General features: G+C 41.1%; 26 protein-coding genes and 2 CRISPR repeat arrays. Of the genes, 17 read left to right on the top strand and 9 right to left on the bottom strand.

Going from position 1 to position 26036, the window contains the following annotated elements:
- The first annotated feature begins 91 nt into the window (after positions 1-91).
- Both FRE64_RS16705 and FRE64_RS16700 read left to right on the top strand, forming a co-directional pair.
- Complete coding sequence (locus FRE64_RS16705) at positions 92-328, top strand: DUF2283 domain-containing protein (protein WP_146297518.1); 237 nt, start codon at positions 92-94, stop codon at positions 326-328.
- Between the two features lie 76 nt (positions 329-404).
- A complete protein-coding gene (locus FRE64_RS16700) occupies positions 405-710 on the top strand; it encodes a hypothetical protein (RefSeq protein ID WP_186709081.1) in 306 nt (101 codons plus the stop codon).
- Here FRE64_RS16700 and FRE64_RS16695 read toward each other — a convergent pair.
- Positions 677-943 (bottom strand): hypothetical protein, encoded by a 267-nt coding sequence (locus FRE64_RS16695; protein WP_146297516.1) that lies wholly within the window; start codon positions 941-943, stop codon positions 677-679. The two genes, FRE64_RS16700 and FRE64_RS16695, sit on opposite strands and share 34 nt — an antisense overlap.
- 63 nt (positions 944-1006) lie before the next feature.
- On the opposite strand from FRE64_RS16695, the gene queD reads away from it, so the two are divergent.
- Positions 1007-1384: a 6-carboxytetrahydropterin synthase QueD gene (gene queD / locus FRE64_RS16690; RefSeq protein ID WP_146297514.1), complete on the top strand. Its 378-nt coding sequence runs from the start codon at positions 1007-1009 to the stop codon at positions 1382-1384.
- Positions 1385-1694: 310 nt separating this feature from the next.
- Here the strand turns inward: queD and FRE64_RS16685 are convergent, their stop codons facing one another.
- The 5 genes from FRE64_RS16685 to FRE64_RS16670 form a co-directional block, all read right to left on the bottom strand.
- Positions 1695-2570 carry a tyrosine-type recombinase/integrase gene (locus FRE64_RS16685; protein WP_146297512.1) on the bottom strand — a complete coding sequence of 292 codons (876 nt, stop codon included), beginning with the start codon at positions 2568-2570 and terminating at the stop codon, positions 1695-1697.
- Between the two features lie 203 nt (positions 2571-2773).
- Positions 2774-2962, bottom strand: coding sequence for a UPF0175 family protein (locus tag FRE64_RS18020; RefSeq protein ID WP_146297510.1), 189 nt, complete (start codon positions 2960-2962; stop codon positions 2774-2776).
- A complete protein-coding gene (locus tag FRE64_RS18155) occupies positions 2962-3087 on the bottom strand; it encodes a hypothetical protein (RefSeq protein WP_281286911.1) in 126 nt (41 codons plus the stop codon). The genes FRE64_RS18020 and FRE64_RS18155 overlap by 1 nt, the downstream gene beginning before the upstream one ends.
- A 112-nt stretch (positions 3088-3199) precedes the next feature.
- Positions 3200-3607, bottom strand: coding sequence for a helix-turn-helix domain-containing protein (locus FRE64_RS16675; RefSeq protein WP_146297508.1), 408 nt, complete (start codon positions 3605-3607; stop codon positions 3200-3202).
- Positions 3591-3890, bottom strand: a complete 300-nt coding sequence (locus tag FRE64_RS16670) for a type II toxin-antitoxin system HigB family toxin (RefSeq protein ID WP_146297506.1) — start codon at positions 3888-3890, stop codon at positions 3591-3593. Before FRE64_RS16670 ends, FRE64_RS16675 begins: the two co-directional genes overlap by 17 nt.
- Before the next feature lie 331 nt (positions 3891-4221).
- Between FRE64_RS16670 and FRE64_RS16665 the strand changes: the two genes are divergently transcribed.
- Positions 4222-6024 carry an SWIM zinc finger family protein gene (locus FRE64_RS16665; RefSeq protein WP_146297504.1) on the top strand — a complete coding sequence of 601 codons (1803 nt, stop codon included), beginning with the start codon at positions 4222-4224 and terminating at the stop codon, positions 6022-6024.
- Positions 6025-6254: 230 nt separating this feature from the next.
- A CRISPR array of direct repeats spans positions 6255-7194; the repeat unit is 36 nt; unit sequence GTTTCCATTAATTCCACTTCCCCGTAGGGAAGCGAC.
- A gap of 292 nt (positions 7195-7486) precedes the next feature.
- On the opposite strand, the gene FRE64_RS16660 is transcribed toward FRE64_RS16665, so the two are convergent.
- Positions 7487-9547 carry an AAA family ATPase gene (locus FRE64_RS16660; protein ID WP_146297502.1) on the bottom strand — a complete coding sequence of 687 codons (2061 nt, stop codon included), beginning with the start codon at positions 9545-9547 and terminating at the stop codon, positions 7487-7489.
- A gap of 272 nt (positions 9548-9819) precedes the next feature.
- Here FRE64_RS16660 and cas10 point away from each other — a divergent pair, with 272 nt between their 5' ends.
- The 8 genes from cas10 to FRE64_RS16620 all read left to right on the top strand — a co-directional run bounded on the left by cas10 (position 9820) and on the right by FRE64_RS16620 (position 19467).
- The gene (gene cas10 / locus FRE64_RS16655) at positions 9820-12807 is read left to right on the top strand and encodes a type III-B CRISPR-associated protein Cas10/Cmr2 (protein ID WP_146297500.1); all 2988 of its coding nucleotides are present in this window, start codon (positions 9820-9822) and stop codon (positions 12805-12807) included.
- 4 nt (positions 12808-12811) lie between these two features.
- Positions 12812-13945, top strand: coding sequence for a type III-B CRISPR module-associated Cmr3 family protein (locus tag FRE64_RS16650; protein ID WP_146297498.1), 1134 nt, complete (start codon positions 12812-12814; stop codon positions 13943-13945).
- On the top strand, positions 13945-14802 hold the full coding sequence (gene cmr4 / locus FRE64_RS16645; RefSeq protein ID WP_146297496.1) for a type III-B CRISPR module RAMP protein Cmr4: 858 nt from the start codon (positions 13945-13947) through the stop codon (positions 14800-14802). Before FRE64_RS16650 ends, cmr4 begins: the two co-directional genes overlap by 1 nt.
- Positions 14803-14815: 13 nt before the next feature.
- Positions 14816-15409 (top strand): PT domain-containing protein, encoded by a 594-nt coding sequence (locus FRE64_RS16640; protein WP_246140449.1) that lies wholly within the window; start codon positions 14816-14818, stop codon positions 15407-15409.
- Positions 15410-15423: 14 nt separating this feature from the next.
- On the top strand, positions 15424-17022 hold the full coding sequence (locus FRE64_RS16635) for an RAMP superfamily CRISPR-associated protein (RefSeq protein WP_146297494.1): 1599 nt from the start codon (positions 15424-15426) through the stop codon (positions 17020-17022).
- A 90-nt stretch (positions 17023-17112) separates the two neighbouring features.
- A complete protein-coding gene (locus tag FRE64_RS16630) occupies positions 17113-17292 on the top strand; it encodes a hypothetical protein (protein ID WP_146297492.1) in 180 nt (59 codons plus the stop codon).
- Complete coding sequence (locus tag FRE64_RS16625) at positions 17285-17701, top strand: type II toxin-antitoxin system VapC family toxin (protein WP_146297490.1); 417 nt, start codon at positions 17285-17287, stop codon at positions 17699-17701. Before FRE64_RS16630 ends, FRE64_RS16625 begins: the two co-directional genes overlap by 8 nt.
- A 38-nt stretch (positions 17702-17739) precedes the next feature.
- Positions 17740-19467, top strand: a complete 1728-nt coding sequence (locus tag FRE64_RS16620; RefSeq protein WP_146297488.1) for a hypothetical protein — start codon at positions 17740-17742, stop codon at positions 19465-19467.
- Positions 19468-19531: 64 nt separating this feature from the next.
- Positions 19532-20175: a CRISPR direct-repeat array (repeat unit 36 nt; unit sequence GTTTCCATTAATTCCACTTCCCCGTAGGGAAGCGAC).
- A gap of 197 nt (positions 20176-20372) precedes the next feature.
- Here the strand turns inward: FRE64_RS16620 and cas2 are convergent.
- Both cas2 and cas1 read right to left on the bottom strand, forming a co-directional pair.
- Complete coding sequence (gene cas2 / locus FRE64_RS16615) at positions 20373-20651, bottom strand: CRISPR-associated endonuclease Cas2 (protein WP_146297486.1); 279 nt, start codon at positions 20649-20651, stop codon at positions 20373-20375.
- A gap of 3 nt (positions 20652-20654) precedes the next feature.
- Complete coding sequence (cas1, locus tag FRE64_RS16610) at positions 20655-21638, bottom strand: CRISPR-associated endonuclease Cas1 (protein WP_146297484.1); 984 nt, start codon at positions 21636-21638, stop codon at positions 20655-20657.
- 218 nt (positions 21639-21856) lie between these two features.
- Between cas1 and FRE64_RS16605 the strand changes: the two genes are divergently transcribed.
- The 5 genes from FRE64_RS16605 to FRE64_RS16590 all read left to right on the top strand — a co-directional run bounded on the left by FRE64_RS16605 (position 21857) and on the right by FRE64_RS16590 (position 25996).
- Positions 21857-22327, top strand: a complete 471-nt coding sequence (locus FRE64_RS16605; RefSeq protein WP_146297482.1) for a hypothetical protein — start codon at positions 21857-21859, stop codon at positions 22325-22327.
- 91 nt (positions 22328-22418) lie between these two features.
- Positions 22419-22544, top strand: coding sequence for a hypothetical protein (locus tag FRE64_RS18150; RefSeq protein WP_281286915.1), 126 nt, complete (start codon positions 22419-22421; stop codon positions 22542-22544).
- Between the two features lie 35 nt (positions 22545-22579).
- A complete protein-coding gene (locus FRE64_RS16600) occupies positions 22580-24493 on the top strand; it encodes a UvrD-helicase domain-containing protein (RefSeq protein ID WP_186709090.1) in 1914 nt (637 codons plus the stop codon).
- Positions 24494-24580: 87 nt separating this feature from the next.
- Positions 24581-25444 carry a hypothetical protein gene (locus FRE64_RS16595; RefSeq protein WP_146297478.1) on the top strand — a complete coding sequence of 288 codons (864 nt, stop codon included), beginning with the start codon at positions 24581-24583 and terminating at the stop codon, positions 25442-25444.
- A gap of 30 nt (positions 25445-25474) precedes the next feature.
- On the top strand, positions 25475-25996 hold the full coding sequence (locus FRE64_RS16590; RefSeq protein ID WP_146297476.1) for a phosphotransferase: 522 nt from the start codon (positions 25475-25477) through the stop codon (positions 25994-25996).
- Positions 25997-26036 lie beyond the last annotated feature (40 nt).

Below are 26036 nucleotides of genomic sequence, written 5' to 3'. Positions count from 1 at the left end.
TTTCTAGACTTCTCCCAAACCTCTCCTACTATTGTGGTTAAGAGGGAAAATCGTTTGATACAGCACGAAAAATTACACGAAGGACTGTAATATGGAAAAAAACTTAACCTTTCGCTATGACAAGGTGGGAGATATTCTTTACATTGATGTGTGTTCACCTTACCCAGAACAAGAGTCTGAAGAAATAGCAGATCAAATTGTTGCTCGTTTGAACCCACAATCAGGAGAAGTGGAAAACTTGGAAGTTCTCTTTTTCTCCAAGCGACTGGAAGATAAAAATCCTTTGCAGTTACCCGTTGAAGCTGCTTTAAGATTAGTGGATATATAACAAAGCAAGTTATGGCATTCTCACTATTCAGTATTCCCAAGATAAGTTGATTAGAATTATTGGAATCATTTTTGAAATGACCGAAGCCGATGTAGTGATGAAGACTCATCAGTTTTTCAAGAGTGGAGAACTTGCCAATCAGCAAATCTCTCGGCTCTACACTGATGCACACAGTACCTTGCTGGAAAACAATGCTTTTAAACCCTTCCAGCGCTTCTATTTGGATATGGGCGGTTTTACCCTACATCCTGATCTTGTCGGACAACTAAGTGATGGCGAAACTATTTTTGCTGTTGAAGCCAAAGGCGATCGCGACATGATTAAAGGTCTTGCCCAAGCTGAAATGTATCAAACTGCCTTTGCTTGGGAACCTAACGCCTGACGTAGAGCTTTCACTCCTTCCATCGCTTGTCGATGTTGAGCCCCTGTGTAGATGTTACTAGCAGGGGTTGCAAATTCAGCTAATTCTTCCTCTCGTCGAGGTTTCCTTGTGCCAGAAGAATCACACACTGAGAGCCTAAAATCTGACTGAGCTAACGGGTTGGTTGGCTTGTATCGTTTCTCGCCAGTGCAAGAGGTAAGAAGTAAAATACGGGGAAAGTCAGTCTCATTCATAAATTAGTTTGACTACACTGTGGAAGAAGAGATCGGAGTGAGCCATCGGCGGGCTTAATTATAATGGATCAGTGGGTAATTTACAAGGAATTTTATTTTGAAGCTGCTCATCAACTTCCTAACCACAATGGCAAATGTCGTCGCTTACATGGACACAGTTGGGTGGGAAGAGTTTATCTTCAGGGAAAAACTCTCCATCAACATGGATCTCAACAAGGGATGCTGATGGACTACGGTGAAATTAAAAAATATATTCAGCCTCTACTGGATCATTATTTAGATCATTATTACCTCAATGAAACAACTGGTCTAGAGAATCCAACCAGTGAAGAAATTGCAAAATGGATTTTTAATCAGTTAGAAAAAGCTGGTTGTCCTAATTTATATGCTGTAGAAATTCAAGAAACTTGTACTTCGGGATGCAAATATATTAAGGACTGACGCGCTTTCGATTTTAGCTATAATACCTTTTTCGGCTACTGGCGTTTGCCATTATCATCCAATTTTACACGTATCTCGCCTTTAACCCTTCTACGCTTCATCAGGCTAATTTGACGCTACAAAAACGCGATCGCGATGTGCCTAACACGCTTGTCTTCAACTTAGTTACTTAACTATCTAATCTTTCTACTCCCTTAATTTTTTGAGAACGAATCAGCTAAGAGTTATTATCTATGGTAACAATTTTCATGATTATCATTCTTCTAGTTCAAGACGCTGTTATTTCCCAATTAAGGCAATCAATCGCCCCCTAAGCTAAATCAGAAAGAATCTTCGTCGCCTTTTTCTGCTGGCGTTTGCGATTATCATCATAAACTTGCGTCACACTCAAATCGCTATGACGGGCAAAAGAAGCCCCACCACGCATATCCCCATCACTAGCATCCAAATAAGCCGTAATCGCAGAATGGCGAATTTTATGAGGAGAAACAATCTTCTTAATTCCAGCCTTCTCCCCTAGCCGCCGCACCATGCGATAAATGCTGGTTAAACTTAACGGCTTCCCCAAGGTATTATGATCCAAAGACGTAAATAGCACATCGTACTCACTCTGAGGGCGAACCGTTAACCAATCCCGAATTGCCTCCAAAGCGCGATCGCTGACATCAATCTCCTCCCCTTCCTCTCTGCGCCCCTTCCCATAAATCGTAATCCGTTGTTCCTCCCAATCAATTTCACCGCAAGTAATTTTGGCAATCTCTCCCCGCCGTAAGCCATTTTCCCAGAGCAGGCGTAGAATCGCATAATTCCGTTTCCCTTTAGCCGTCGCGCGATCGGGAACCGCCATCATGAGCCGAATTTGCTCCACGCTCACCCCAGTCGTATCCTTATAGCGTTGTTCCCGTTCCCTTTTCAGACGGGGCAATTGCCACTCACATTCCCCAATTCGGTAAGCATACTCCACCAGCGACTTCACCGCACTCACCTTACGATTAATCGTGGAACCCGCATAACCATTAGCTGCCAAGGAATCCTGATAGCCCATGAGCACCCGTAGCGCCTGAATCCGAGGCAAGGCTAAAAACGCTCGGACTGCCCCCGCACTCACTTCTCCACTTACTGCATAAAAGAACCATTGCAAATCATTACTGTAAACCCGTCGGGTATCCTTAGACCGCTTACTCATCAAGAAATTTTGAACGAGCGGGTCATCAACCGAGTTCTTAGTTAGAGACAGATTATGGCGCTTGAGATCAATGGAAGCCACACTGATGGGGTCGGTACAACCAATAATTCAATAGAATATCATGTTTGTCTGGTCTAATCCAATTCCCCAGCCAAAACGATCGCGCCCCCACTCACTAATTGGAGTTGTACCAGAAACGACTATCATTTAGAATCTTTATCTAAAGCACGGTTTGCCTGTTCCACCTCTTGCTGTAATTCCCCTAACTCCAGTGAATTGTCAAATAAAGGAATCCCCCATTTTTCCATCCGTTCAATCACCTCATTGCGAGGAAGACCTAACAAACTGCCCGCTTTACCGCTACTAATTTCTCCCGCTTCTAATAGCGCCATCACGTATGCTTCTTTGGCTTTGGCTGTCGCTTTTTTTGTACTGACTCAGGGAGATTTTGAACCGAAAGCGTAAACTTAACTTGTAAAGCATTGCTTTGGTTGAAATGTTGAAACTGAGTTGTCATAATTGATCTTCCTTTTCGCTTCTACCTTCTTTTCTAATTTAATTTTGGAAATTTTAATTGTTTACAAAAATCTGCGTGATCAGTAAGCTAAAATCAGACCATAAAATCACTTCTAATCGAAATGGATGAAAACTTCAGGAGAAACATGAAAAATTTTAGCTAACTTTTTAGCTTGTTTATTACTAATCGTTCGCTTGTTATTCACCATTTCAGAAACCACTCCACTTGAGCCAATTCCTTCACGGACTAAATCAGCTTGAGTAATCCCTTGTGATTCCATGAGAGTATTTAAAATAGAAACAGGAGTCGCTTCCGACCCCGGAGAAAACTGCTGATTTTCATACATCTCAATTAAAACAGTCCAAACATCAAGTGCTTGTTCTTCTTCTTGATTTCGATTTTCTTTAAAGAAAAGACTCTCAGTAATAGACAACGCTTTGTTATACTGCTTTTCTGTTTTAATAACGAAAGGGAATATATCAGTAATATCTGTCAGATTTTGATTAGTAGTACGGGTCATTTTTCCAAGCCTCCTTATCATACTCAGCATGAGTGAGAACATACTTGATGAAGATTATTTGTTTTTGATAATCAATTCCTACAATGAGACGATAATGATTTCCCTTAATGTTAAATACTGTAAAATTTCCGACCGAATCTGCACTCTTAAAAGTTTTTCGGACATCATTAAGGCTTGTCCAATTAGCACTTTTGGCAATCTTATACCAGTCATCTAAAGGTTGTTTTAAATCAGGATGCTTATTGGCAGCGACTCGGAGAGTTTTGTAACTGATAATCCTCATGTTAAATTGATATATCTTCTAATCCTCTCATATTGAGAGGAAAAATGTCAACATCAATCATTTACCAGAAATTGGGATAAGGAGACAATGTTCCTCATCTGATGAACGTGCCTTAGAACGGAAATAGCTAGGTGCAAATGTTGATTTGCATACTCTACAACAGGAGCGCGATCGCGCTAAAACTAGACTTGTCCATCTACTGACCTTGTATTTTGAGAGACGTTTGTCTCAGCCCATTCCTTCGGCCGAACCGCTTTAACCAGATCCTAGTTCAGGCAATTTTTTCAAAAATACCGATTACAATTCAAGCAAGTTGTTAAATTAAACAATTATGGCGATTCCGAACTTAACGTATGCTGTCATTGAGGAAAATACCAGACCTCAGTCTTTAGAGCGCGGTCAAGATTATTTTCACACGGGAGCGGTATTCTCCGTAACACAGCGCAAACAGACGATTTTTAGCCAAGTGGAAGGGAATGAAATCGACCCTTATCACCTTACAATCACCTTTGACGACCACGGAATTACCCACACCACCTGCACTTGTGCCTATAACTTTGAAGGGTGGTGCAAACATATTGTCGCGACACTTCTGTTTTGTTTAAATCAGCCGGAGGAGATTCAAGAACGTCCCAGCTTAAATGAATTACTCGATCAATTGAATCTTGTCCAAACCCAAAATTTAATTCAAGCACTGGTGGAAAACGATCCGACTCTGATCGAAGAGATTGACTTTCAGGTCAGTCGTTTATTATCTTCAACGCCATCCCCCACAGAGTCAAAATCAAGCAAAGCCCAACCAAAAAGAACAACGGTTGATTCCGCTCCCTTGAAGCGACGAGTAGAACAAATTCTGTACGATACTGCCGTCGCTTGGGAAAATGGTTGGGACGATAATGATGTTGAGTTGAGATTATGCCAGCTCATTGATGAAGCGAGGACATTTGCCGAACGCGGAGATGGCAACAATGCTTTAACGATTTTACAGGGAATTATCGAAGGATGTTTTGAAAATTGGGACGTAGTTTCAGACTATGGCTTAGAACCTGAAGATATAGATATAGATTTTGATCGCGCTTGTACGGAAGCGATTTTAAGTGGAGACTTCACGGAAGAGGAAGTTTTACTATGGCAAGAAACAATAGAAATGTGGCAAGAGGAATGGGGCAGTTTTGCCATGGCTCTGGAAGCCTTACGGCAAGGCTGGGATTATCCTCCCTTATTAAAAGTGTTATCAGAGGAAACGCCAGAACAACGACCTTGGCAAGGTGAACCCCCACAATGGGCAGAAGATTTGAGCCGAGTGCGCTTAAGAATTCTCGAACGGCAAGAACGTTATGAGGAATATCTTCGTTTAGCCCAAGCAGAAGGACAAATTAAAGATTACTTAATCATGCTGGCTCGGTTGGGACGAGTTGAACAAGTGATGACCCTTGCTCCCACGGTAATCGATTCTTTCGTTGAAGCCAAAGCCTTAGCCGAAACCTTATGGGAAAAACAATATCAATCACAAGCCCTAACCATTGCCCAACTAGGACTGGAATTGTGTTTCGATCCTCAAGATAACAATTTCTTAGTCCGAGATTCTGGATTTGCCATTTGGACAAGCAAGCTCGCAGAAACCATCGGCGATTCTGAGGCTGCTTTAGACGCAAGGATCATTGCGTTCAAAATGGAACCGTCTTTCTCTGATTATGAAAGGCTTGAAGCCTTAGCTCACAATTGGTCGGAACTGAAAACAGAATTATTACAGTCCCTCCGAGAAACCGATAGTTGGAGAGCAGAACATGCCAAGGTCAATATTTTCTTAAAAGAAGGGTTGATTGAGGACGCGATCGCGATCGTGAGTGATTTATCCAGTTACCATACGCAACTCATTTTCAAAGTAATGGATCAGGTTCTCGAAAGTCATAGCCAATGGGTCATTGATGATGCCAAAGCCCGTGCTGAATCCATTATTGAACGTTCTCACGCTAAATTATACGAGTTGGCTGTGCAGTGGTTAAAACGAGTCCACGCTGCTTATTTGGCAATGAACCAAGAATCGGAATGGCTTCGATATCGAGAAGAATTAGTGAAAGCTCATGGTCGCAAACGCAAGTTAATGGGTTTGATGGAAAACCGCAGATTATAATTATTTCAACTCAATGCAACAGTCTAAATTCAAGCCATTGGCGACTAAGAAGCATCGTTGGGGTGGCTATGTGAAGGTACTCTTGAAAGCATTTTTTTCGGTTCGTGATCTCATTTCGGGGAATGGCAACGATTCGTGAATTTTACTGTCATATCCCCCTGATTGGGATAATAGGCAATCGGTATGACGTGCATTCAAGGTTGCACGGGAACAAGGGAGAAGATGCCCAGAGTGGCATTAATTCCACTTCCCCGTAGGAAAGCGACAGAAGGATGAGGAAGTAGTCCTCGCCCCTGTAAATCGAGTCTGGTGCTCGTTAGGGGGTTTCCATTAATTCCACTTCCCCGTAGGGAAGCGACATTATATTAAGTCTAGCAAGCCTAACACACAGATGTAGTTTCCATTAATTCCACTTCTCCGTAGGGAAGCGACTGAAAGATTTCATCAAGCTAACTAATCGCGTAAACCTGTTTCCATTAATTCCACTTCCCCGTAGGGAAGCGACAGCGGTAGTCGGATTAATGCCCCTGATGGGTTGACTAAGGATGTTTCCATTAATTCCACTTCCCCGTAGGGAAGCGACTACAACAATGCTGATGTAAATAAAGTTAATCAGGAAGCTAAGAAGTTTCCATTAATTCCACTTCCCCGTAGGGAAGCGACTAAAGGGAGCTAAGCCATTCTCCTTAGGGTCTTCTAAGGTTTCCATTAATTCCACTTCCCCGTAGGGAAGCGACAAGCCAGAGCGGTCTGGTGACTTCATTGCCAAATTCAGGTTTCCATTAATTCCACTTCCCCGTAGGGAAGCGACGCGACTGAAAAAGAACACAAGTCTAAATCCCAAAGAAGTTTCCATTAATTCCACTTCCCCGTAGGGAAGCGACTAAAAGCTCACAAAGAGGCTGGAACAGAAGACCTCTTGTTTCCATTAATTCCACTTCCCCGTAGGGAAGCGACCGAGTCCCTGCATCAATCTACAACGTCAGATATGTGTTTCCATTAATTCCACTTCCCCGTAGGGAAGCGACATTGGAGCGATGATGAGTTTGGTACTGTTCTAGAAGTTTCCATTAATTCCACTTCCCCGTAGGGAAGCGACTTCAGACAGAAGGCTTCCAATTACTGGAGAAAGGAGTTTCCATTAATTCCACTTCCCCGTAGGGAAGCGACCCCTCTAATTTTAGCCCCCACTGTGACTGGATTGCAAGTGCCATTTCCGAGGGGGGTGCGAAATAATTTTTTTGCTATAAGATAAAAATGGTTTAAATCGCTAGAAATCCTTGATAGTGGGCAACCGAGCGGGTCAACGAGAGAATCGGTATTACAGCGATTTGGCGAGGCGATCAGAAAAAGGGTTAAGCAATCCACTTCATCTCTCCCATAAACTGTGACCAAAGTACGGGCGAGATCGACTTGGGTTTTGGCATACTCTGGAAAACCGAGGAAATGAGAAAACGTTTTGTTATTCCTGGTTATAAAGTTGGGCAATCGCAGTTCCTTTTTCTTGAATAATTGTTTTCAGGGAGTCTGGACTCATTACTTTAACTTGTCCACCAAAACCTAAAATCCAGCGATGAAAATCATAATCGTCAACACACCAACAGGGCAATTTCACTTGATAACGATTAGGGAAATTGGGATCATTGGTTGTCTTCAAGCTAAACAAAGTTTTATTCTTTCGATTTAAGTCAGGATTGAAGGATTTTGACATTTTCATTTGTTTGAGAGGAAACCGTTTAGTTCCCTCACTAATAAACCGAAACATGGCATCATTAATCCATAACTCGACAGTTACCTCTGCCATTTTTCGTTGGGAAGGTTCACGACTGAGATAGTTTTTTTGCTGCTTAACGTCTTTGCCCAAATAGATTCCCCCACTATATTCATAGAGTTTTCGGAGTCGTTTTAGTGCCGACCATTGTTCGCTCAGAGGACGTTTTTGAGACGGAGTGCGTCCCAATAATAAGCGATCTACGCGCTCAAATTGGAGCAATCCTTGATGGTTTCCATCATACCGTTCTAAACCTAAATACCAACCAATATTATGAAACACTAATTGCAGCGGATAAGCGAAAAAATAATTGTCTTCTCCAGACTGATAGCGCCCACTCCCGATAATGCGTCCGAGTTCTAATAACTGCCCTTGTTCAATGGCTACTTCGAGTTTCTTGATATTCAGAGCGAGGGCGGAAGGAGACAGTTTTTCCAAGTTAACGATATTGCGATTATGAATAGCACGTACAGGATAAGATTGAGTATCGGCAAGTTGTGACCACTGCATTCGTTCTTGAAATAATTGATAAATTTCCAATGATTCAGGGTCTTCAAGACTTTTTGCTTGGCTTTCCAATAACCGAAAGACTTTCACTAGCTCAGGAAATGATAAAATAGCAGTCCCCATAAAATAGCCCCGTCTCATAGAAAAGTGGGGTAGAATTTCATAAGGTTTAAGCACTTTTTCAATATCTTTACGGAGATTGGAAATCTGTTTTTCTTCTGCTTGATGCTTGATTAATCCCTCGAATTGGAGACGATGCACAAAACTTTTTAATGTTGTTGAGTTTGGTTCACGAATAAAGGGTTCATGGAGAATTAAACGAATGGTATTGATTAAGCGCAAAAAGGGTTCGATATCAGAATAGTGATGAGTCGGATAGTCCTGAGATTGATAAATGCCCAGTTCCAAGGGTTGCTGTAGGTTATTTCCTCCCAATAAACCATTGCTTTCCAACCACTGCAAATCTTGAGCAACAGCCTTTGGATCAGCGTAGAGGGGGTCGGCGGTTTTGGCTAAAAAGGCACAAATTTCTTCAATTTCATCTTCAAATGTTTGTTCCTCGCCTAAAACTTTTTCAATGATTTCGGGGGAAGCGGTTTGCAAATTCCCCAACCCTGGATACTGAATCAGTAAGCGAATTAAGTACATTAAACGCTCGAAATCTAGTAAGCGGGAATAAGTGTGAAAGGTTAAAGGACGATTGCAATTTTCACGATTAATTTTCGTCTTCGGAAGTTTGTTAATCCCTTGATTAATTTGTTGTAACCAAGAATCGAGAGTATCCGGCTTTAAGGTATGCAGTGCTGTAAATCCTTCCCCATCATCAGGGGGAAATTGCTTCAACCAATGGTTCATACGTTGAATGACTGCTTCAGGAACCTGACGATCGCGCTTTTTATTCCACTGCAAGCAAGTTTCCAGAGGCGTTTTCAAATACCAGCCCATCCAATCCACATCACGATATTGGCGAAGATGTTCCAGTAATCCCATGCGCCACGCCCGTTTCGCATTGGTTGCATCATAAATGATCGGAAAGCCTGCTTTCAGGGCTTGGTCAATGGCTTCATAAACCTTGGCTTCCACTTGCGACCAATTTCCCTGAATGGTTTGATCTCCAAATAATTCGGCACGAATCTGATCCGTGGAAATGATCCGATAATGGGGAGACTCTTGCGCGATCGCGCGGGCAAGGCTAGATTTGCCACTGCTGGGGCAACCAATCAAAATATGACACAACAAACTCATTTTTAGGCTGAATATCACTCGGTGAAACGTTAAATCTACTATAAAATGCTTTTTTGATCCAAGCTAACTTTTCCACGCGAATATCCTTTTTTTTTCGCTGTTCGCGTGGAAAGGCAACACAGATGATTAAACTTCCCATATCTTGAACAATAGTGATGTATTTTCCTGTTAGCTTTTATGGTGAGAAAGCCAGGTAAATTTAACTTAAAGTAAGTGATTTATGTTTCATACTGTGCTACAAATTAAATACTAATTAAACAATAAAACTCTTTATGATACGCCGCAAACTTTATGCCCTAATCCAAACTTATAGCACATCAGGAAATAGCATTTGTTCACAATTACATTGTTTAGAAGGACACTTAGAAGAATTGCAACAATGGTGGAATGTTAACCGTTTAAGCCAAGATATCGCCAGTTCCTCCGATCGCGTTAATCTAGAAACAGATCAAGAACCACAACAGATTAAACATCCCATTAGCGGTCAAAGTCAGCGTTTATCAGGAGAGAAAGCAGATCATCTTCCAGACTTAACTTCCATTGCCCAAGAAAGCGACCCCGAAAAAGTCTTTTGGTGGTTTTGGCGGTTCTTTCCCGAAGCCCAAGTCAACCCGAATCAGCAAGCCTTTCTCCCTGCCCATGCGGTTCTCCCAGACTGCCCTCTCTACAGTTATAGTAGTACTGTTTCTGCTTTAGTAGGGGCAATGAACTCAGAGACGGGAACCCCACAACATCCTTATCTGCTTCTCTTTACCTTCTCCCCAGTTCAAGAATTTATTAAAGCCTCCCGTAAATTTCTCGACTTTTGGGCTGGATCATATCTGCTTCATTATCTGGGGGCAAAAATTGCTTGGGAAATTGCCCAACAATATGGTCCCGATGCCGTTATTACTCCCTCTTTATGGAGTCAGGAAATTATTGATGCCCTCCTACAACAAAAATATCCTGATTTCGAGACCTTCTTTCAAGAATATACTGGAAATGATCCTGTTTCTCGGTTTAATGATCAAGAATCCACTAGCCTCAGTACCGCTGGATTTCCCAATATGATTACGGCAGTGGTTCCGGGGGAAAAGGCAGCCCAAGAACTAGGCGATCATTTGAAGCAAACCCTTAATATAACTTGGACAGGAATTGGGGAAAAAGTCCGAGAAACCATTAAGAATAGGGTAATGACAGCCCTAGACACCGCAGAGAAACGGCAAAATTTATGGACAGCCATCAAAGACGAATTTTCTGAGAATCCCGAGTTATATCGCCAAGAACTGGAAAAATGGCAACAGGGTGGCTGCTGGGAATGGAATCGTCTTTGGAATGCTCAACTCGAACATACTTGGGAACCCTATTGGACAGCAATTCCCCTTGGTTCTCCTGAAATGGGGTTAGAAATTTCCCTTCAAGATGAAGCGTTTTCCCAATGGCGAGAACAACAAGATCAACTGTCTCAAACCCGACAAACGATCCCCACAACCGCAGAAACCAATGTTTATGAGAACATTAATATTGGTACTTGGTGGGGAAGTTTACAACAACGTTTAGGACAGTCGATTCAAGCGGTTAAAAATACTCGCACTTGGGCAATTCCTGCGTCTCCAGGAGAACGTTCCACACTTTCGGGTCACTATAGCGCCGTTCATCCGAATTTACTGTATAAAGATCACTTTCGAGAAGGGGGCGGATTAGCCGGTGGTTCTATGCGTCTGTTTTGGCGAGTGATTGCAGAAGTATTTCCAGGGTTGTTTAATGGATCGGAAAAACTCAATGCCCTTGAACTCACTAAACGCATGGCTTGGGTTTATGGGGGTGTCGGCGAAAGTTTAGGAATCAAAACGCGAGAAACTACCCAAGAAGAGACTCCCAACTACGAACAAGCGATTCGCTTTCCTAATCTTAGCTCGATCGCGGCTGCCCGTTTTGCCCACAATCATCCAGAGAAAGTAAAATCCTATTGGCATACCTTAGAACCGTTAATCCGCAGTTATTTTTCTCGAAAACAGCGCGATCGGTTTGGCAGTCTCACTCGTCGTCCGTTCCAAGTCCCGAAAGTGGATCAAGTATTTGATAAGAACAATCCTTTCAACGGCGTGATGTTTTCCAGTAAATGGCTAGGAGATGACCTGAACCTCACCACTGAACAGGAAAAAGCAGAATTACAAAACTGCATTGACCAAGCCCATCAAGAGAACGGTTTTGGCAATAGCAGTCCTGCTGATTGGTGGGTAATTGTGCTTGGGGATGGCGATGGCATGGGACAATATGTTTCAGGGCGCAAGTTAGAGTTTTATGAAAGTTATCTGGATACCAATGTGATTTCCCCTGAAGTTCAGCAGACCCAAGGTTATGAGGAACTGCTGCATCAAACGAAAAAGCGCATGGGACCGGCTACTCATGTTGGGTTAAACCGCGCCCTCCTTGACTTTTCCAATCGCCTCGTTCCTTATTTAACTCAAGAACGCTGTTGCGGGAAAGTTATTTACAGTGGCGGCGATGATGTTATGACGGTTTTGCCCATTGAAGATTTATCCTTATTTCTGCGATCGCTGCGGGCGGCTTGGTGTGGCGGAAACGATCCAATTGGGGAATTTGATGACTCTCCTGATGACAATGCTTCCGATAGCTGCGGCTATTGGTATCCCAAGCAGGATCAAGATATTCCTTTAGTCAACCGTCCTTATTTCACCATGGGGAAAGGTGCCACTATGAGTTTAGGGATTGTCATCGCCCATAAAAGTGTCCCTCTGCCCACAGTTCTCCAAAATCTCTGGTCAGCAGAATCCGATCGCGCTAAGGAACTCGCTGGGGCAAAAGAAACTCAGAAACAAGAGACAATCCCGCCTAAAGACGGACTCTGTTTCCGCGTCATCTACGGATCGGGGAATGTTCTCGAATCTTTAATGAAAGGACATCTGTTAGATGCTTGGTGCGATCTCCTAGAAAATGCCCCTCCTCAAGCCTTTAGTGGGTTACTTTACCGCCTTGCAGAAGAACTCCCAAAGCGATGTCCTGTCACTCCCAATCTAAAACTATTTCGAGAAGCCACCCAAGTAATTTTGAACCGTCGCGATCAAGGGTTAGATCAAGAACAATCCGAACAACTTTTAAATTGGTTAGACCAATGGGAAGATTGGGCATATCGGGCTAACCCCTCCAAAGACCCCAATATAATTGGCACTACGCCAGAGGATTTAGGAAAGATTCTCCGCTTTACCGCTTTCTGGGTGACTCGCCTCGAAGAACGACAAAAATGGACAGGAGAATAATCTCATGCAATGGTACACGATGACCCCCCTCGATGTTTTATTATTCCGAGAGTCCAAACCCTTTACCCCAGGAGACGGTTCATGGGCGCAAGGGCAATTTCCACCACTTCCGACAACTGTTTTTCAAGCCTTACGTTCAGCATTGCCAGTCTATGAAGAAAGTCAACGGGATTTAGAATTTTTAGGACCCTTTCTCATGGATGAAGAGAACACCCTTTGGCTTGCCACTCCTCAAGATTTACTCTGTATTGGGGAAAAATCTTCTGAAGAGACTCCAGAGGATGAATATGAAGATACCGCCGATACTTGGCAAGAAACTGTTCGTCTGATTCCTAATACTTCGGAAGTTCTTGTCAATGAGAACACTTCCTTGAGTCAGGCTTGGCAATATCTGAAAAGTTCCCAATCTTTTGCCGTTATGGTTCCCCCTCCCTTAAATGAGAACCAGTTTATTTGTGGGCGGCCCCAACCTTGGATAAAAGCGGAGGCGTTACTGGACTATTTACAGGGAAAATCTTTGTCCGATCCGAATGCGTTCCATGCTGATCCGTGGAGTTCACAAGTGCTTCCCCATATCCACATGGAAACCGGGAAGCGTCAGGTGAAAGCAGAAGAAGGCTATTTTACAGAAGTGGCGACTCGTCTCCATCCGGGTTGGCGGTTGGTCATGGCTTGTAGTGCCAATATTGAGGAGGAAACAGTGATTCGTTTAGGGGGAGAGGGACATCGGGCCTTATTAAGCGCGATCGCGCCTCCTTCAGTCTGGAAACAGTTGGAGGAGTTAAACACTCCCGATTCGGATCGCAATTGTGCCTATGTGTTGACACCCGGATTAGCGCAACGGATTCCCCATGAACCCATTTATGGGACATATCCCTATTACTGGCAAGAGGCACTAGAAAGCTATGTCAGCGATCGCGCCTTACTTTGGGGAGGGGTTTCTCAAATTCAGCGACAAACTAAGGGAGAAACGGAATTTTCCTTACTCCCGCAACGGGCATTTGTTCCCCCCGGCACCCTCTATCAATTTCGGGAACTTCCGGAACGAACTGACTCGCTTTTACCGCCGCAAGGAGGCGTTTTGCTACACACTTTACAACAACTTAACTACGGAAAACTATTGTGGGGAAAAAACTAATGACACAACAATTAACTTATATGTATCTTCTCACGCCCTTACATACAGGCGCGAGTGCAGATGAAGGCAACCTAATGGGAATTGCGCGAGAAGTTCACACCGAATTTCCTTATCTTCCCGCCTCCTCTTTACGGGGAAAAATTCGCGCCGAATTGGAAGCCAGCCATGGTGAAGAAGAAGCAGGAATCTTTTTTGGACAAAAAATTAAAGACGGACAACAGCCGACAGAAGGAGAAGTTTGGTTTGCCGATGCCACCTTACTTTTCTTTCCCATAGCCTCATTAAGTCATCATTTAATCTGGATTACTTGTCCCTTATTTCTAGAACGTTGGAATCGCTGGTTAGATCAGAATCCTTTAAGTCATTTCATTGCCCAATGTCGTAGTAAAATTACTGACAATACTCCTGCTTTAGTCAGCTTTGATACCAACGAATTGTTATTACAAAATGCCAAACTCAGCAGAAATCATCTCAATCATCAACCTGTCACTGAAATTGCTAATAATCTCAAACATTTACCCTCACAAAATGGGATGATTAGCCAAATATTAGATAATCTAGTTATTGTTAGCGATGAGGACTGTATTTCCCTTATTGAAACAGGATTACAGCGAGAAGTGAGAGTTACCTTAGAAGAAAGGGAAAAAACGGTCAAAGATGGCTCTTTTCGATCAGAAGAGGCCATTCCTCCAGAAGCAGTATTATTCTTCCCTTGGGGAATGAAACCAGCTAAAGATGAGGCAAACACCAACAATATTCGGACAGCAACACAGCAACTTTTAGATGACAAATTACAGTTTGGCGGTTTAGAAGGACTCGGACGCGGTTGGGCATACTTAAATACAGTTAATGATTAAGGAGAGAATTTAAATGGCTAAGAAAAAGACAAGTAATAACCAAAAAAAATCTAAAAAACAAAACCAAAAACCAAAAAAGCCATCAAATCGAGAGACTAATCAAAAGTTTCAAAACAATAAGCCAACGACACAACCTTTACCAAAAAATACTTCACAAGCAACTGCTCAACCTAACCAGCCTAACACTCAACCCTCATCTCCAATCAAGTTAGATACTCGTCAATTTAGTTTAGAAGCCTATGAAGGATTAACTGAGGTGAAAGAGAGATTAACCAAAGAATTGAGTGAAGATTATTGTAAGAGGGCTTCTAGTTTAGTACAAGGATTAACTGCTTATATTTCAACTTGGGGATTGCATCGTTTAAGCGGTGATATGAAAAAATTTCTAAATGGAACGGGATCGGATACTAAATACAAAGGAATTGTTTATCAAGTCTTTCTCAACCGACTTAAAACCTTTAGTAATGGCAATTTTGATCCTAATAATGAATCCACATTAATTCAACTTCCCTTACGGGAATATACTGTCTTGAATCGACTTAGCATTCAGTTAGCTAAAGAATGGTCGTTTTGGGCGGTTGCGGTACTTGGTGAAGCGAAAGAATAAGGAGAATCGTTCAAATGGTAAATCCTTTACAAGAATTAAACTCAAAAAACTTTGAAACAGATCAAGATAGAAATCAGAGTTTGGAATCAGTTGCAAATGCTGAAGGAAAATGTGGAAAAGTCTATCAACAGTTAACACAAAAAACAGAGAATTTAGCCGATGAAACCTTAAAAGTAACCTTTTCTTGGCGGGTTCGTGTCGGCGGAATGAGAGGATTTCAAGAGTTGCTGTTGCCTGTATTTCATCCCGTTTATGGGGTTCCCTATATCCCTTCTAGCAGTCTCAAAGGGGCGCTCTTAGCCCAAGCGAAAAAACACGCAAAAAACGAAGAGATTAGTTTAGCAGAAGTGAAACGAATTTTAGGGGATATTGATCAAGGAATTGGAACAGTACAAATTTTAGATGCGTTTCCTACTGAACCTTGTTTAAGTGTGGATATGGCGAACCCCCAATGGTCATGGAAAGACAATCAGGTTCAATATAATCCTGTTCCTCATCCTCTATTATCAATGGAAGAACCTGAGATTTTAATTGGGTTAGTTTCTACCAGTCGCGGAAGATATCAACAACAAAAAAATGATGATCTCCAAACTGTTAAAGGGTGGCTAAAACAGGCTTTACATGCAGGAATTGGTTCAAGAGTCAGCGCTGGTTATGGTAGAACAACAGTAAAAGGAAATTTACCCCATAGTTCCACTCATCATTTCCAGTTTTATTCTCAAGGAATGTTTGGCGCGTCGAATCAAGATAAAACGTTTCGTCCAGTTGCGTTAAGAGGGATTTTGAGATATTGGTTTCGCGCGATCGCGCTAGGACTTTATAATAATCAAACTGCCCAAGAATTTGAGAATGAACTATTCGGTCAACTTAGTCAAGAGGGAAGTTTTCGTTTAGGGGTGGAACTAACTGAAGAAGACATGGGAAACAGGAATAATCCTTATTTCTGTCAGGGAAACATCTTGATTGAGGCGAAGACAGAGAAACACCATAAAGCGATTGAACAGACCTTATTATTAGCCTCTCATTTAGGGGGAATTGGTCGCGGTTCCCGTCGTCCGCTTCATTGGAATAATGGAAGATTAAGAGGGTGTCTGTGGAAATTTCCCGATCAGATTCTTCCCTGTGATGAAGTGGAATGGTCTGAGTTGATTGAAGATACTTTAGATAGTTTTAAAGCTGTTTATTCAGCACAACCCCCCGATCATCATCCGCTAATTATTGACGTTCAAGAGAAGGGGAAAACTGTAAAACGACGCTGTCAGGATGTTCTCAACAATAATGATGCTATCATTTATCTTGTCCCTTCCCCAGGCTTAAAATATCCAGAAGCGGTTAACAATTGGAACAGTGAAGGACACCAACATAAGGTTATTGGACAAGGCTTAGGGTTGCTTTATAGTAGTGATCATTACAAAGGCTATAACAATTTTACTCGTCGCGGTAATAAAAATGTTGGGGGAAAATTAGGGATTCCCTCTTATGTTTGGATTCAGTCTAATTTCCCAGATGATGATGACCCCTATCAAGTAGTTAGTGTGTTTGGTGCGGGACATCCCCAGCGCGATCGATTTATTCAAGCCTTACCCAATGACTCAATCCAGGTTTATCCTTAATTAATTTAATTTTACCCTCAATTTGGGGGCTTTTACAATTCCATTACGATAAAATGTAGGTGTTAGCTTTTGAAAAAAATCCAACAAACTATGATTACAAAAGACGATCTAAAAAAAGAAATTGATCATCTTTCTGAAGCTGATCTCAAGAAAGTTTACTGGTATTTAGTTACCTTAAAAAAACATCAATCTGAAGCCTTAAATTTACCCGCAATGAAATTGCAAGGAAGACTAGACAATCAAGATATACGTGCGATTGCGAATGAGTAATGAGTTGCTAGTTGATACTAATATTTTAGTTTACGCGATCGATGAAGATTCCCAATTCTATGCTACTTCTCGCTCTGTATTACAAAAAAAGGATAAAACGTTATTTACAACATCAAAAAATATAACTGAGTTTCTAACAGTTATGACGCGTTCATCGGGATATGGACTAAGTACTGAAACCGCGTTAAATTTACTGCAAAAACTGATTCAGCAATTGGAAATTATTTATCCAACTCCTGATTCTTTAGCAACGTTTCTAGAATTAGTTGCATCCTATCAGCCTTCAGGTTTGAAACTCCATGATTTTGAAATTATTAGCATCGCTTTAGCAAACGGTATTTGTGACATAGCAACGTTTAATCAAAAGGATTTCCAGACCATCACTGAAATCACTTTGTTTGAACTCTAAAATACATCCAATTGGAAAACTTATATCCAAACAAATAAATGACAATTTTAATCGCAAATATTGGCACATCCGACTTAGCTGTCAACGTTGAAGGGTACTATCTCCCCATTCGGTTTGATCGCAATGAACCGAACTTAGATGAATCACAATTAACGGAAGAAGAAAAAATTGTTTGGGATCAAGAATATCGTCAAAGCGATGTTATAGATAAATTATGTCCTGAGTTAGGTGTTGAAACTAAACCTGAGGGACGAGAAAAATTCTTCTTTCGAGATTTTACAGAAAAACTCTTGGCTGCGTATGAACAAGATGAAGGAAAATGGCATTCTCGTATCAGTCCGGGTCGTTTGCAAGGGATTGTAACCACAGCTAAAAATCAATTCCAAGCGCGATCGGCTTTTATTTTTGTGACTGATCAACCGCAAAAGCATAAGGATGATTCAATTCATTTATTCAAAATCTTAAAGAAATGGTTTTGGCGAGAAATGGAATTTGAATTAATCCCAAAATATATTCCGTCAGATACTGATGATTTTGCTGTCAATCTGGATCTACTTTTAGATTTTTACTATCGCTTTTTCCATGAATTAAATTCGCAAGAAGAAATTTTAGTCAGTATCAAGGGGGGAACGCCCCAAATGCAAAATGCGTTACGGCTACAAGCGGTATCTTCCACCATTCCCAAGCAGTTATTTGTTGAACCCAAACTATCGGTTAAAAATATCTTAGCAGGTCAGCCTTCGGAATGTGAGCTAACGGCTTATTGGAAGTATATGCGAAACCAAAAATATCAAACAGTTCAACAGTTATTAGATCGGTGGGACTTTGATGGGGCGATTAGTATCTTAAAAAGTTGGCATTCTATTTTAACGTTTTTAGATAATAAAGATGTTTTAAGGAAGGGAGAAATCAAACAAAGTAGAAAACGGTTAGATTTGGTAATTGCTGGCTTATCTATAGCACGTTCTTTGTTCAATCTTGATATTAAAGGCGGTCGCAGTATCATCAATGATGATAAAACTGATCAATCAAGCCTAAATCAGTATTTCAGGTTTAGCGACTTTCTAGATGAGGGTAATTATGATAGCTTACTCAATTTATATACACAATGTCGAATTTACTATGAATTATCCCAAACCGCTAATTTTTTAGCAAGAGTGGGGTCTTTTTATGAAAATGCGATTATTCGTTTGATTGAGAAAAGAGGAGGATATCACTATTTAGATCAATGGAAAATCAATGTTAATCAGCTTCAAAATAAAATTGGCAATCCTTTATTACAAGAGTTTCGGAAGCTAGAAGGAAAAGGTTCTTTAGAAAATCCTTACAGCATTAAGTTTAGTCGGTATAGTAAATGCAACTATCTTGATATTCTAATTAAACATCGCGCCCAAACTAACTCTAATTTACAGTCTGATTTAGATAACTGGAACCAGCATCAATTTCAGTTTAGTGGGAGAACCTTTAACGGCATTTTAGGACTTTTCAAAGCCCTTGATTATTGGATTGAGAAACGGAATGATTTAGTCCATAATGCAGAAGGACTTTCTCAGGTGCGTATTAAGGATTTTAATCGCGATCGACCTCAAGAAGCCTGTACTTATGATGATATTATTCCCATTTTGACGGAAATTCTGAAGAATCCTTTAGTTGCTTTGAATCGCAATTATCGTCAGGAGTTTGTAGAAAATAACCATTATTACATTTATTCTAATACGAAAGAAAGCGCGATCGCGCTACTGATGACTGATGCTTCCGACAATTAAACTGCTTCCTTAAATTTCAACTTATCGCTTTCGAGTAAAGCAACCGCCTCTAATTAACAGGGGCGGTTTTTTTAATTCCACTTCCCCGTAGGGAAGCGACAACTCTCTCAAGTTTTAATTCCTCCTATGTAGTGTCCCTCTAGTTTCCATTAATTCCACTTCCCCGTAGGGAAGCGACTTCTTCTTTAGAGAAGTGTTATTATCTTTCCATTTACCAGTTTCCATTAATTCCACTTCCCCGTAGGGAAGCGACTAAGTGACGAATTCGAGGTCACTTAAAATGCAAGCACAAGTTTCCATTAATTCCACTTCCCCGTAGGGAAGCGACTGATGAATTCAATCGGAGGACACTATGTCTGACATTTGTTTCCATTAATTCCACTTCCCCGTAGGGAAGCGACTTTATCAACGTCTTTCAAGGGGATAAACCTAAAGTCAAGTTTCCATTAATTCCACTTCCCCGTAGGGAAGCGACTCCTGTCTGAGTCCCAGTTAAACCGACTTCTAGCACGGGGGTTTCCATTAATTCCACTTCCCCGTAGGGAAGCGACCTAGTTGACCATTAATAATCAAAGGAGACCAATATGTACATTCAGGTTTCCATTAATTCCACTTCCCCGTAGGGAAGCGACCCCATCCTAACCTATACATACCTCAACCCTTGTCCTACGGGTTTCCATTAATTCCACTTCCCCGTAGGGAAGCGACCCCTCTAATTTTAGCCCCCACTCTGACTGGATTGCAAGTGCCATTTCCGAGGGGGGGGTGCGAAATAATTTATTTGCCATAAAAGAAAAATAGTTTAAATCGCTAGAACTTCCTAATAGTGGGCGACCGAGCGGGTAAACGAAAGGATCGGTATTACAGCAATTTCCAGAGGCGATCGCCTAAACTGAGAATGATAATCAAATGATAGTTGACCCAGGCGGTTGAGAAAGAGGAACCCCACCCCAAATTTCCACTTGGGACAAACTATGAGCAGATAGAGGGTAAAAGCGGACACTATCTTCATCAAGTTTTACCAGTTTTTGCAATCTTTTTTTTAGGGCTTCGTACTTCTGTTTTTCCAGACAACATTCAAACACCGATAATTGTACCCGTTGACCATAACCCTCCAATAACTCTGCAACTTTCTTACGCCGTTTATCGCATGGGATATCGTAAGTAACGACGTATAATTGCATCAACTATTGAATCTCATAGGGGGTATAACCTTGGACAGGATGATAAACAAACTCCTTATATTGCCGAATTTGGCGAGTTAGCATATCCCAGCGCGGTTGTTTTTCAGTTCCCACCGGTTGTTCCATGCGCTTGAGCCAAGCGTTGAGAAACTTTTTCCGACCGACTGCATTAAGAAAACATCCCCCCTCTTGATAGCGAAAATCTTGCTCTGGATTCATGGTTCGAGTATTAATCAACCACAACACTAAAGAATCGACAATAGGAACCCGAAACTCTTCAATCAAGTCGGAAGCTAAAGCGGCATGACGTTCTGAGCCTTGATGCAAACAAGCATAATAAGGATCGAGTCCTTGCATTTCGATTAAAGTCAGCAGATGATTCCACAAAATTTGATAACCAAAACTGAGCAGGGCATTGGTGGGATTAGTCGGCGGACGGCGGGTGCGTGCCAATAACTTGAACTCATCATAAGCAATACACTCCCCAAGAGCTTGAAAATATTGCACTGCGCCCGAGCCTTCAATTCCCATCAACTGGTCAAGGTGACTCACCGTTAACGTTTTCTGAGCAAAATAATTAAGAGACTTAATCGCTAGTGAGATACTCTCCTTCTGGCAAGTGCGATATTGCCGCATCAGGAAAACCCGACTATTTTTCAACTTCGTTTCCACAATGCGTTGGGCGATAATCAGTCGCTCTTGTGGCGTTAGCTGTTGTTGATAGCGGGACAATTGGCGATATCCCCGCTCAATGGGCATAATGCGCCCATAACAGTAGCCCATCCGTGACAAAAAAGCAATGGGAATATCTTCTTGCAGACAAACCTGAATCGCTTGGGTAGTAATTTGAGAGCGACCAAACACTAAAACTTGTTCCAAAAGAGGAATTTGGACTTCTCCTAAAACGTCCTCTCCCTTCTTAATCAATAGCTTCTGCTGCTCTCGACAAACATAGCACCCTTGCTGGGCGACATAAAGCGTGTGCATAAGTTTTCCTTAATCTGGTTCAATATCAGAGGAATTTTGATCGCGCTCTAAGGGAGAGAACGAATTCGGGAGATTGACCACTTTGCAGAAATAGGACAACGCGATCAAACCGTTAAACCCAGCAACTGCGATATTACGGACAAAAGCGATACGAGCAGATTAAAACATGAACAATTCCCAAAAAGAATTTCTATCTTCAAATTATTCTGAATATGGGAATGATGAAACCGTTTCTACGCGAACAGCCAATTCCGTATCAAGAAAAATTTTTTTTGGCTATTCGCGCAGGAGAAGGTAACAGTTTGGAAAAAGAAGTCAATAATGAAAATAATCAAGTTCGCAAAAGCTCAAAAACAATGACCCAGCCTTTAGAATTAGAACAACAAAAGCAACAACGCCTTAGCAAAAAACGAATTTGGATTTCGAGTGTATTAGGATTTTTCATCCCGATCGCGCCCTACTTATATACGCAACGCTGGAAACCTCTACTCTGGTTAGGAGGAACTGCATTTGGGGTTGTTTTTCTAATGGAAACCGTAGCGCCGACAGATAATATGAAAAATGCTTTTCAGCGCGGTCAAAATATTGGTCCTATCATGTCATTAATTACCATTACCGATAATTGGCTTGCCATTAGTCGAGCGCGAAAACGATTCCAAGGCGACGACGATAACGCTTCTGAATCTTGAAGCCAAAGCCAACTTTTACTCCGCCATTCGCGTGGAGCATTAACACAAAATCCGCATCTTCCTCAATCATAGAAATAGCAAACAGGAAAGGATGATGAACCAACAACCCCAATGGAAACGAGACGGAGCCAAAAAAAAAGCAAGGAAAACGCCCCAAAATGCTCGTCGTAAGCGAAAACAAATCAATCACTGGCGTTCGGTACTAAAGAAGCAATAAAGAAGATTTTTTTCAACGGTGCATCAATGACTCTTATGAAAACTCAAACCCGCTTTATTTCTCCGGCACTAAATGAACTCTCTTCTCTGAGAACCCCCTTAACTTGGGGTGAACAAAAAGTGTTGGAACTATTTCACGAAAAACTCTCTCCCAATTGGGAAATTTACATTCAACCTCACTTGAATGGGTTGCGTCCCGATTTTGTTTTATTAAACCCAAGAGTTGGCATTGCTGTTTTTGAAGTCAAAGATTGGAATTTAGATGCAATGCCTTATCGAGTCAAATTTTCTAAAACGGGGCTTCCTGAACTGTGGGCAACGTCTAAAACCGGTAAAGATTTTCCAGTTAAAGATAATCCCATTGAAAAAGTAATGCAGTATAAAGAGAGTCTGGTTAATTTATACTGTCCCCGAATTGCTAACAAAGCAGTTGCCAATTATCAATATAAAGCAGTCATTACAGCAGGTGTAATTATGACCAAAGCCCCAACTCAAAAGGTTAAAAACCTCTTTCAGCCTTTTGTTGAAGACTTTAAATTAAATGAAAAATATTATCCCATTGTGGGTCAAGAAGCACTAGAACAAAAAGATATTAAGGCAGTGTTTCCTTCTGCGCGATGGAACTCATCAAAACTAATGGAACCCCAATTAGCGAAAGATTTACGACATTGGTTAATTGAACCAAATATTGCCAAAACCCAACGACAACCCCTTGAGTTGAACAAGAAACAAAAAGAGTTAGTCAATAGTCGCACGGATACTGGTTTTCGTCGGATTAAAGGGTCTGCGGGTTCAGGAAAATCATTAGTCTTAGCAGGTCGCGCAGCGCAATTATCCGCAGAAGGAAAAGATGTTCTTGTGGTGAGTTACAACATTACCTTATGGCATTATCTAAGAGATTTAGCCGTTCGTCATCAAGTGCCAGGACAGAAGATTAACAATGTTGTTTGGTGTCATTTTCATGAATGGTGTAAACAGGTTTGTTATGATGTTGGTTGGCAAAATAAGTATCGTGAACTTTGGAAACAACTAGAAGGTATTCAGGATCAAAAAGAATATCAAGAAATTTTGACAAAAATTCTAGAAGTCGAATTAGTTCAGTTAACCAAACAAGCAATTAATCAAAATCTAGAATCTGTTCCTACCTTTGACGCAATTCTAGTCGATGAAGGTCAAGATTATAACCTTGATTGGTGGAATACTCTACGTCAAGTTTGTCGAGAGGATGGAGAAATGTTATTAGTTGCTGATGAAACCCAAGACCTTTACCAACGCACTCAGGCTTGGACAGAAGAAAGCATGAATGGAGCCGGTTTTAGAGGGGATTGGGTTCGGTTAGATACTTGTTATCGCACTCCCAATCAACTAATCCCTTCTTTACAACAATTTGCTGAAACCTATCTTGAAAATTCAGTTATTAATTTACCTGAACCAGAGACAGCCCAAACTGAAATCAATGTAGCACCTGTTAAAATGCGTTGGATACAAGTTGATAATCAAAAAGATATAACTTCAATTACCACCAAAGCTGTCTTAAAAATGCCAGTTTGGAGTGAACCCGATACCCTGTCTTATTCAGATATTGTCCTGTTAACACAAGATCATCCTTCTGGGTTGAAGTGTGTTGAAATGTTAAAGCAAAATAGAGTTAAGGTCGCTCATGTCTTTGGAAAAAACCATGAAGAAAAAAAAGGTCGTAAATTAGAATTTTACATGGGTGATGCGCGAGTTAAGGCAGCAACTATTCATAGCTTTAAAGGATGGGAATCTTCTGCAATGGTGATACAAATTAACCGAGTGGATTCAGAACAAGATTTGGCAACAATTTACGTGGCAATTAGCCGTCTTAAACGTCAGATTAATGGGAGTTACTTAACCGTTGTTTGTTCCGCCCCAGAATTGGAAGACTTTGGTCAAACTTGGGAGCAATTTGAGAAAATAAACGTTTAGTTAACCTAAAATCATTCATCTTTTGCCAAAACCAATAGTTATTTTAATTGTGAAAGTTGCAAGTTACTACACACATTTTATTTCATTATGAAAGCCACCACAGAAAAAACAGTTCAATTAGAAACGAATCAATGCCATTGCCAATTAGAGTTTATGCGACGGAGTGATAACAATGAGCTTTACCCATTCTATGAGTTACGGCTTACCATTGCGCCCGACTTAAGAAAAGCCCTAGATACCATGAGTTTAAACGATTTTTTTTACTTAGTGCGTGGCGGAAAGAGGAGCTTAAAGCAATGGGCGCAACAACATCCTTATTGTTTTTTATGTTTGTATAAAGATACAGTCTGGTTCAGATTTTTTGATCATTTAGGCTTTATTTGTGATGGACGAGCCGATACCTATATTGCTTATGTTGATGGTCAAGGAAATTTTACCAGCTTCCCTAAAATGCTGAATCTCGTCAATAAAGAACATTTATACACCAATGAACTTTGGCGATTAATTAAAGATTATCCTGAATATTATGAGGGAGAGTTTTTTAATCCTGTTGATAGATTTACCAAAATAATTGAATCATCTGGATTGGGAGGCAATCGCCCTGAAATAATTATTGAACAAGATAATTCTAGATTTATTCAAAAATTCTTAGAGAAAACTCAAGGCAAGAGAACAACCAGACTTACTTGCCATTATGCTTTGCCCTTGGGAGGAAAAGGATCACTCAGAGCTACGACTTTGGGAAGCAATGAACTTTCAATTTGGGTGTTTCGTGCAAGAACTATGTTTCGTCCAAGAACTAAAATTGCAACTATCTACCAAAATTATATTTATGTTCAAGGATTTATTATTCACGAAGAAGACGGAATTAAATATGAGTTAACGCCAGAAATTGCCAATATTATTGTCAAAGCAATTAATGATATCAATTTAGAAGAATGTGAGGACTGACCCTCACTTATCTTAGTAAAAATCAAGGAAATGTTTGACGAAAATCTTTATACCAAACTAGCATTTAACTGTCCCATCAAAGACCGATTTGAACAAGGGTATTGGAGCGACGTAACTCTGAGTTGGCCCGGAACCGTGAAGAAAACCACAAACTCTAACTTTGGGCTGGAACAGGAATATGCGGTGATGCTGTCGCTTTGGGAAGCAGGCTTTCATGATATGCCTAAACCAATCCAATTAAAAGACGATGGGGATTCCATTGTCATGGCAGAAATTCTCTATGGAACTCCTTTAGAGGAGCTACTGACCTTAGTAGAAGCAGGAGAAATCCCTAAGTTTCTCTTCAAACACATTTTGGATATTTTGAGAGAAGTGTTGGAACGTTTCTGGGCAACTGGATTTGCTCATAATGATTTACACACCAACAACATCCTGATTGGAGTTGACCAAGTAGGGAACTGGCGAGTATGGCTCATTGATTTTGGAACGTCTCTTCAAGGAGATCCCGAGAAAGATAAAACACAGATGAGACGCTTCTTTGACGATCTCTAAGACGATTTCTTTTTCAACTATTAATCAACTTATCCTATCC

Source organism: Euhalothece natronophila Z-M001, assembly GCF_007904085.1.
Classification (GTDB): Bacteria; Cyanobacteriota; Cyanobacteriia; order Cyanobacteriales; family Rubidibacteraceae; genus Halothece; species Halothece natronophila.
Note: the sequence above shows the minus strand (reverse complement) of the source record. Positions and strands in the feature narration are given on the sequence as shown.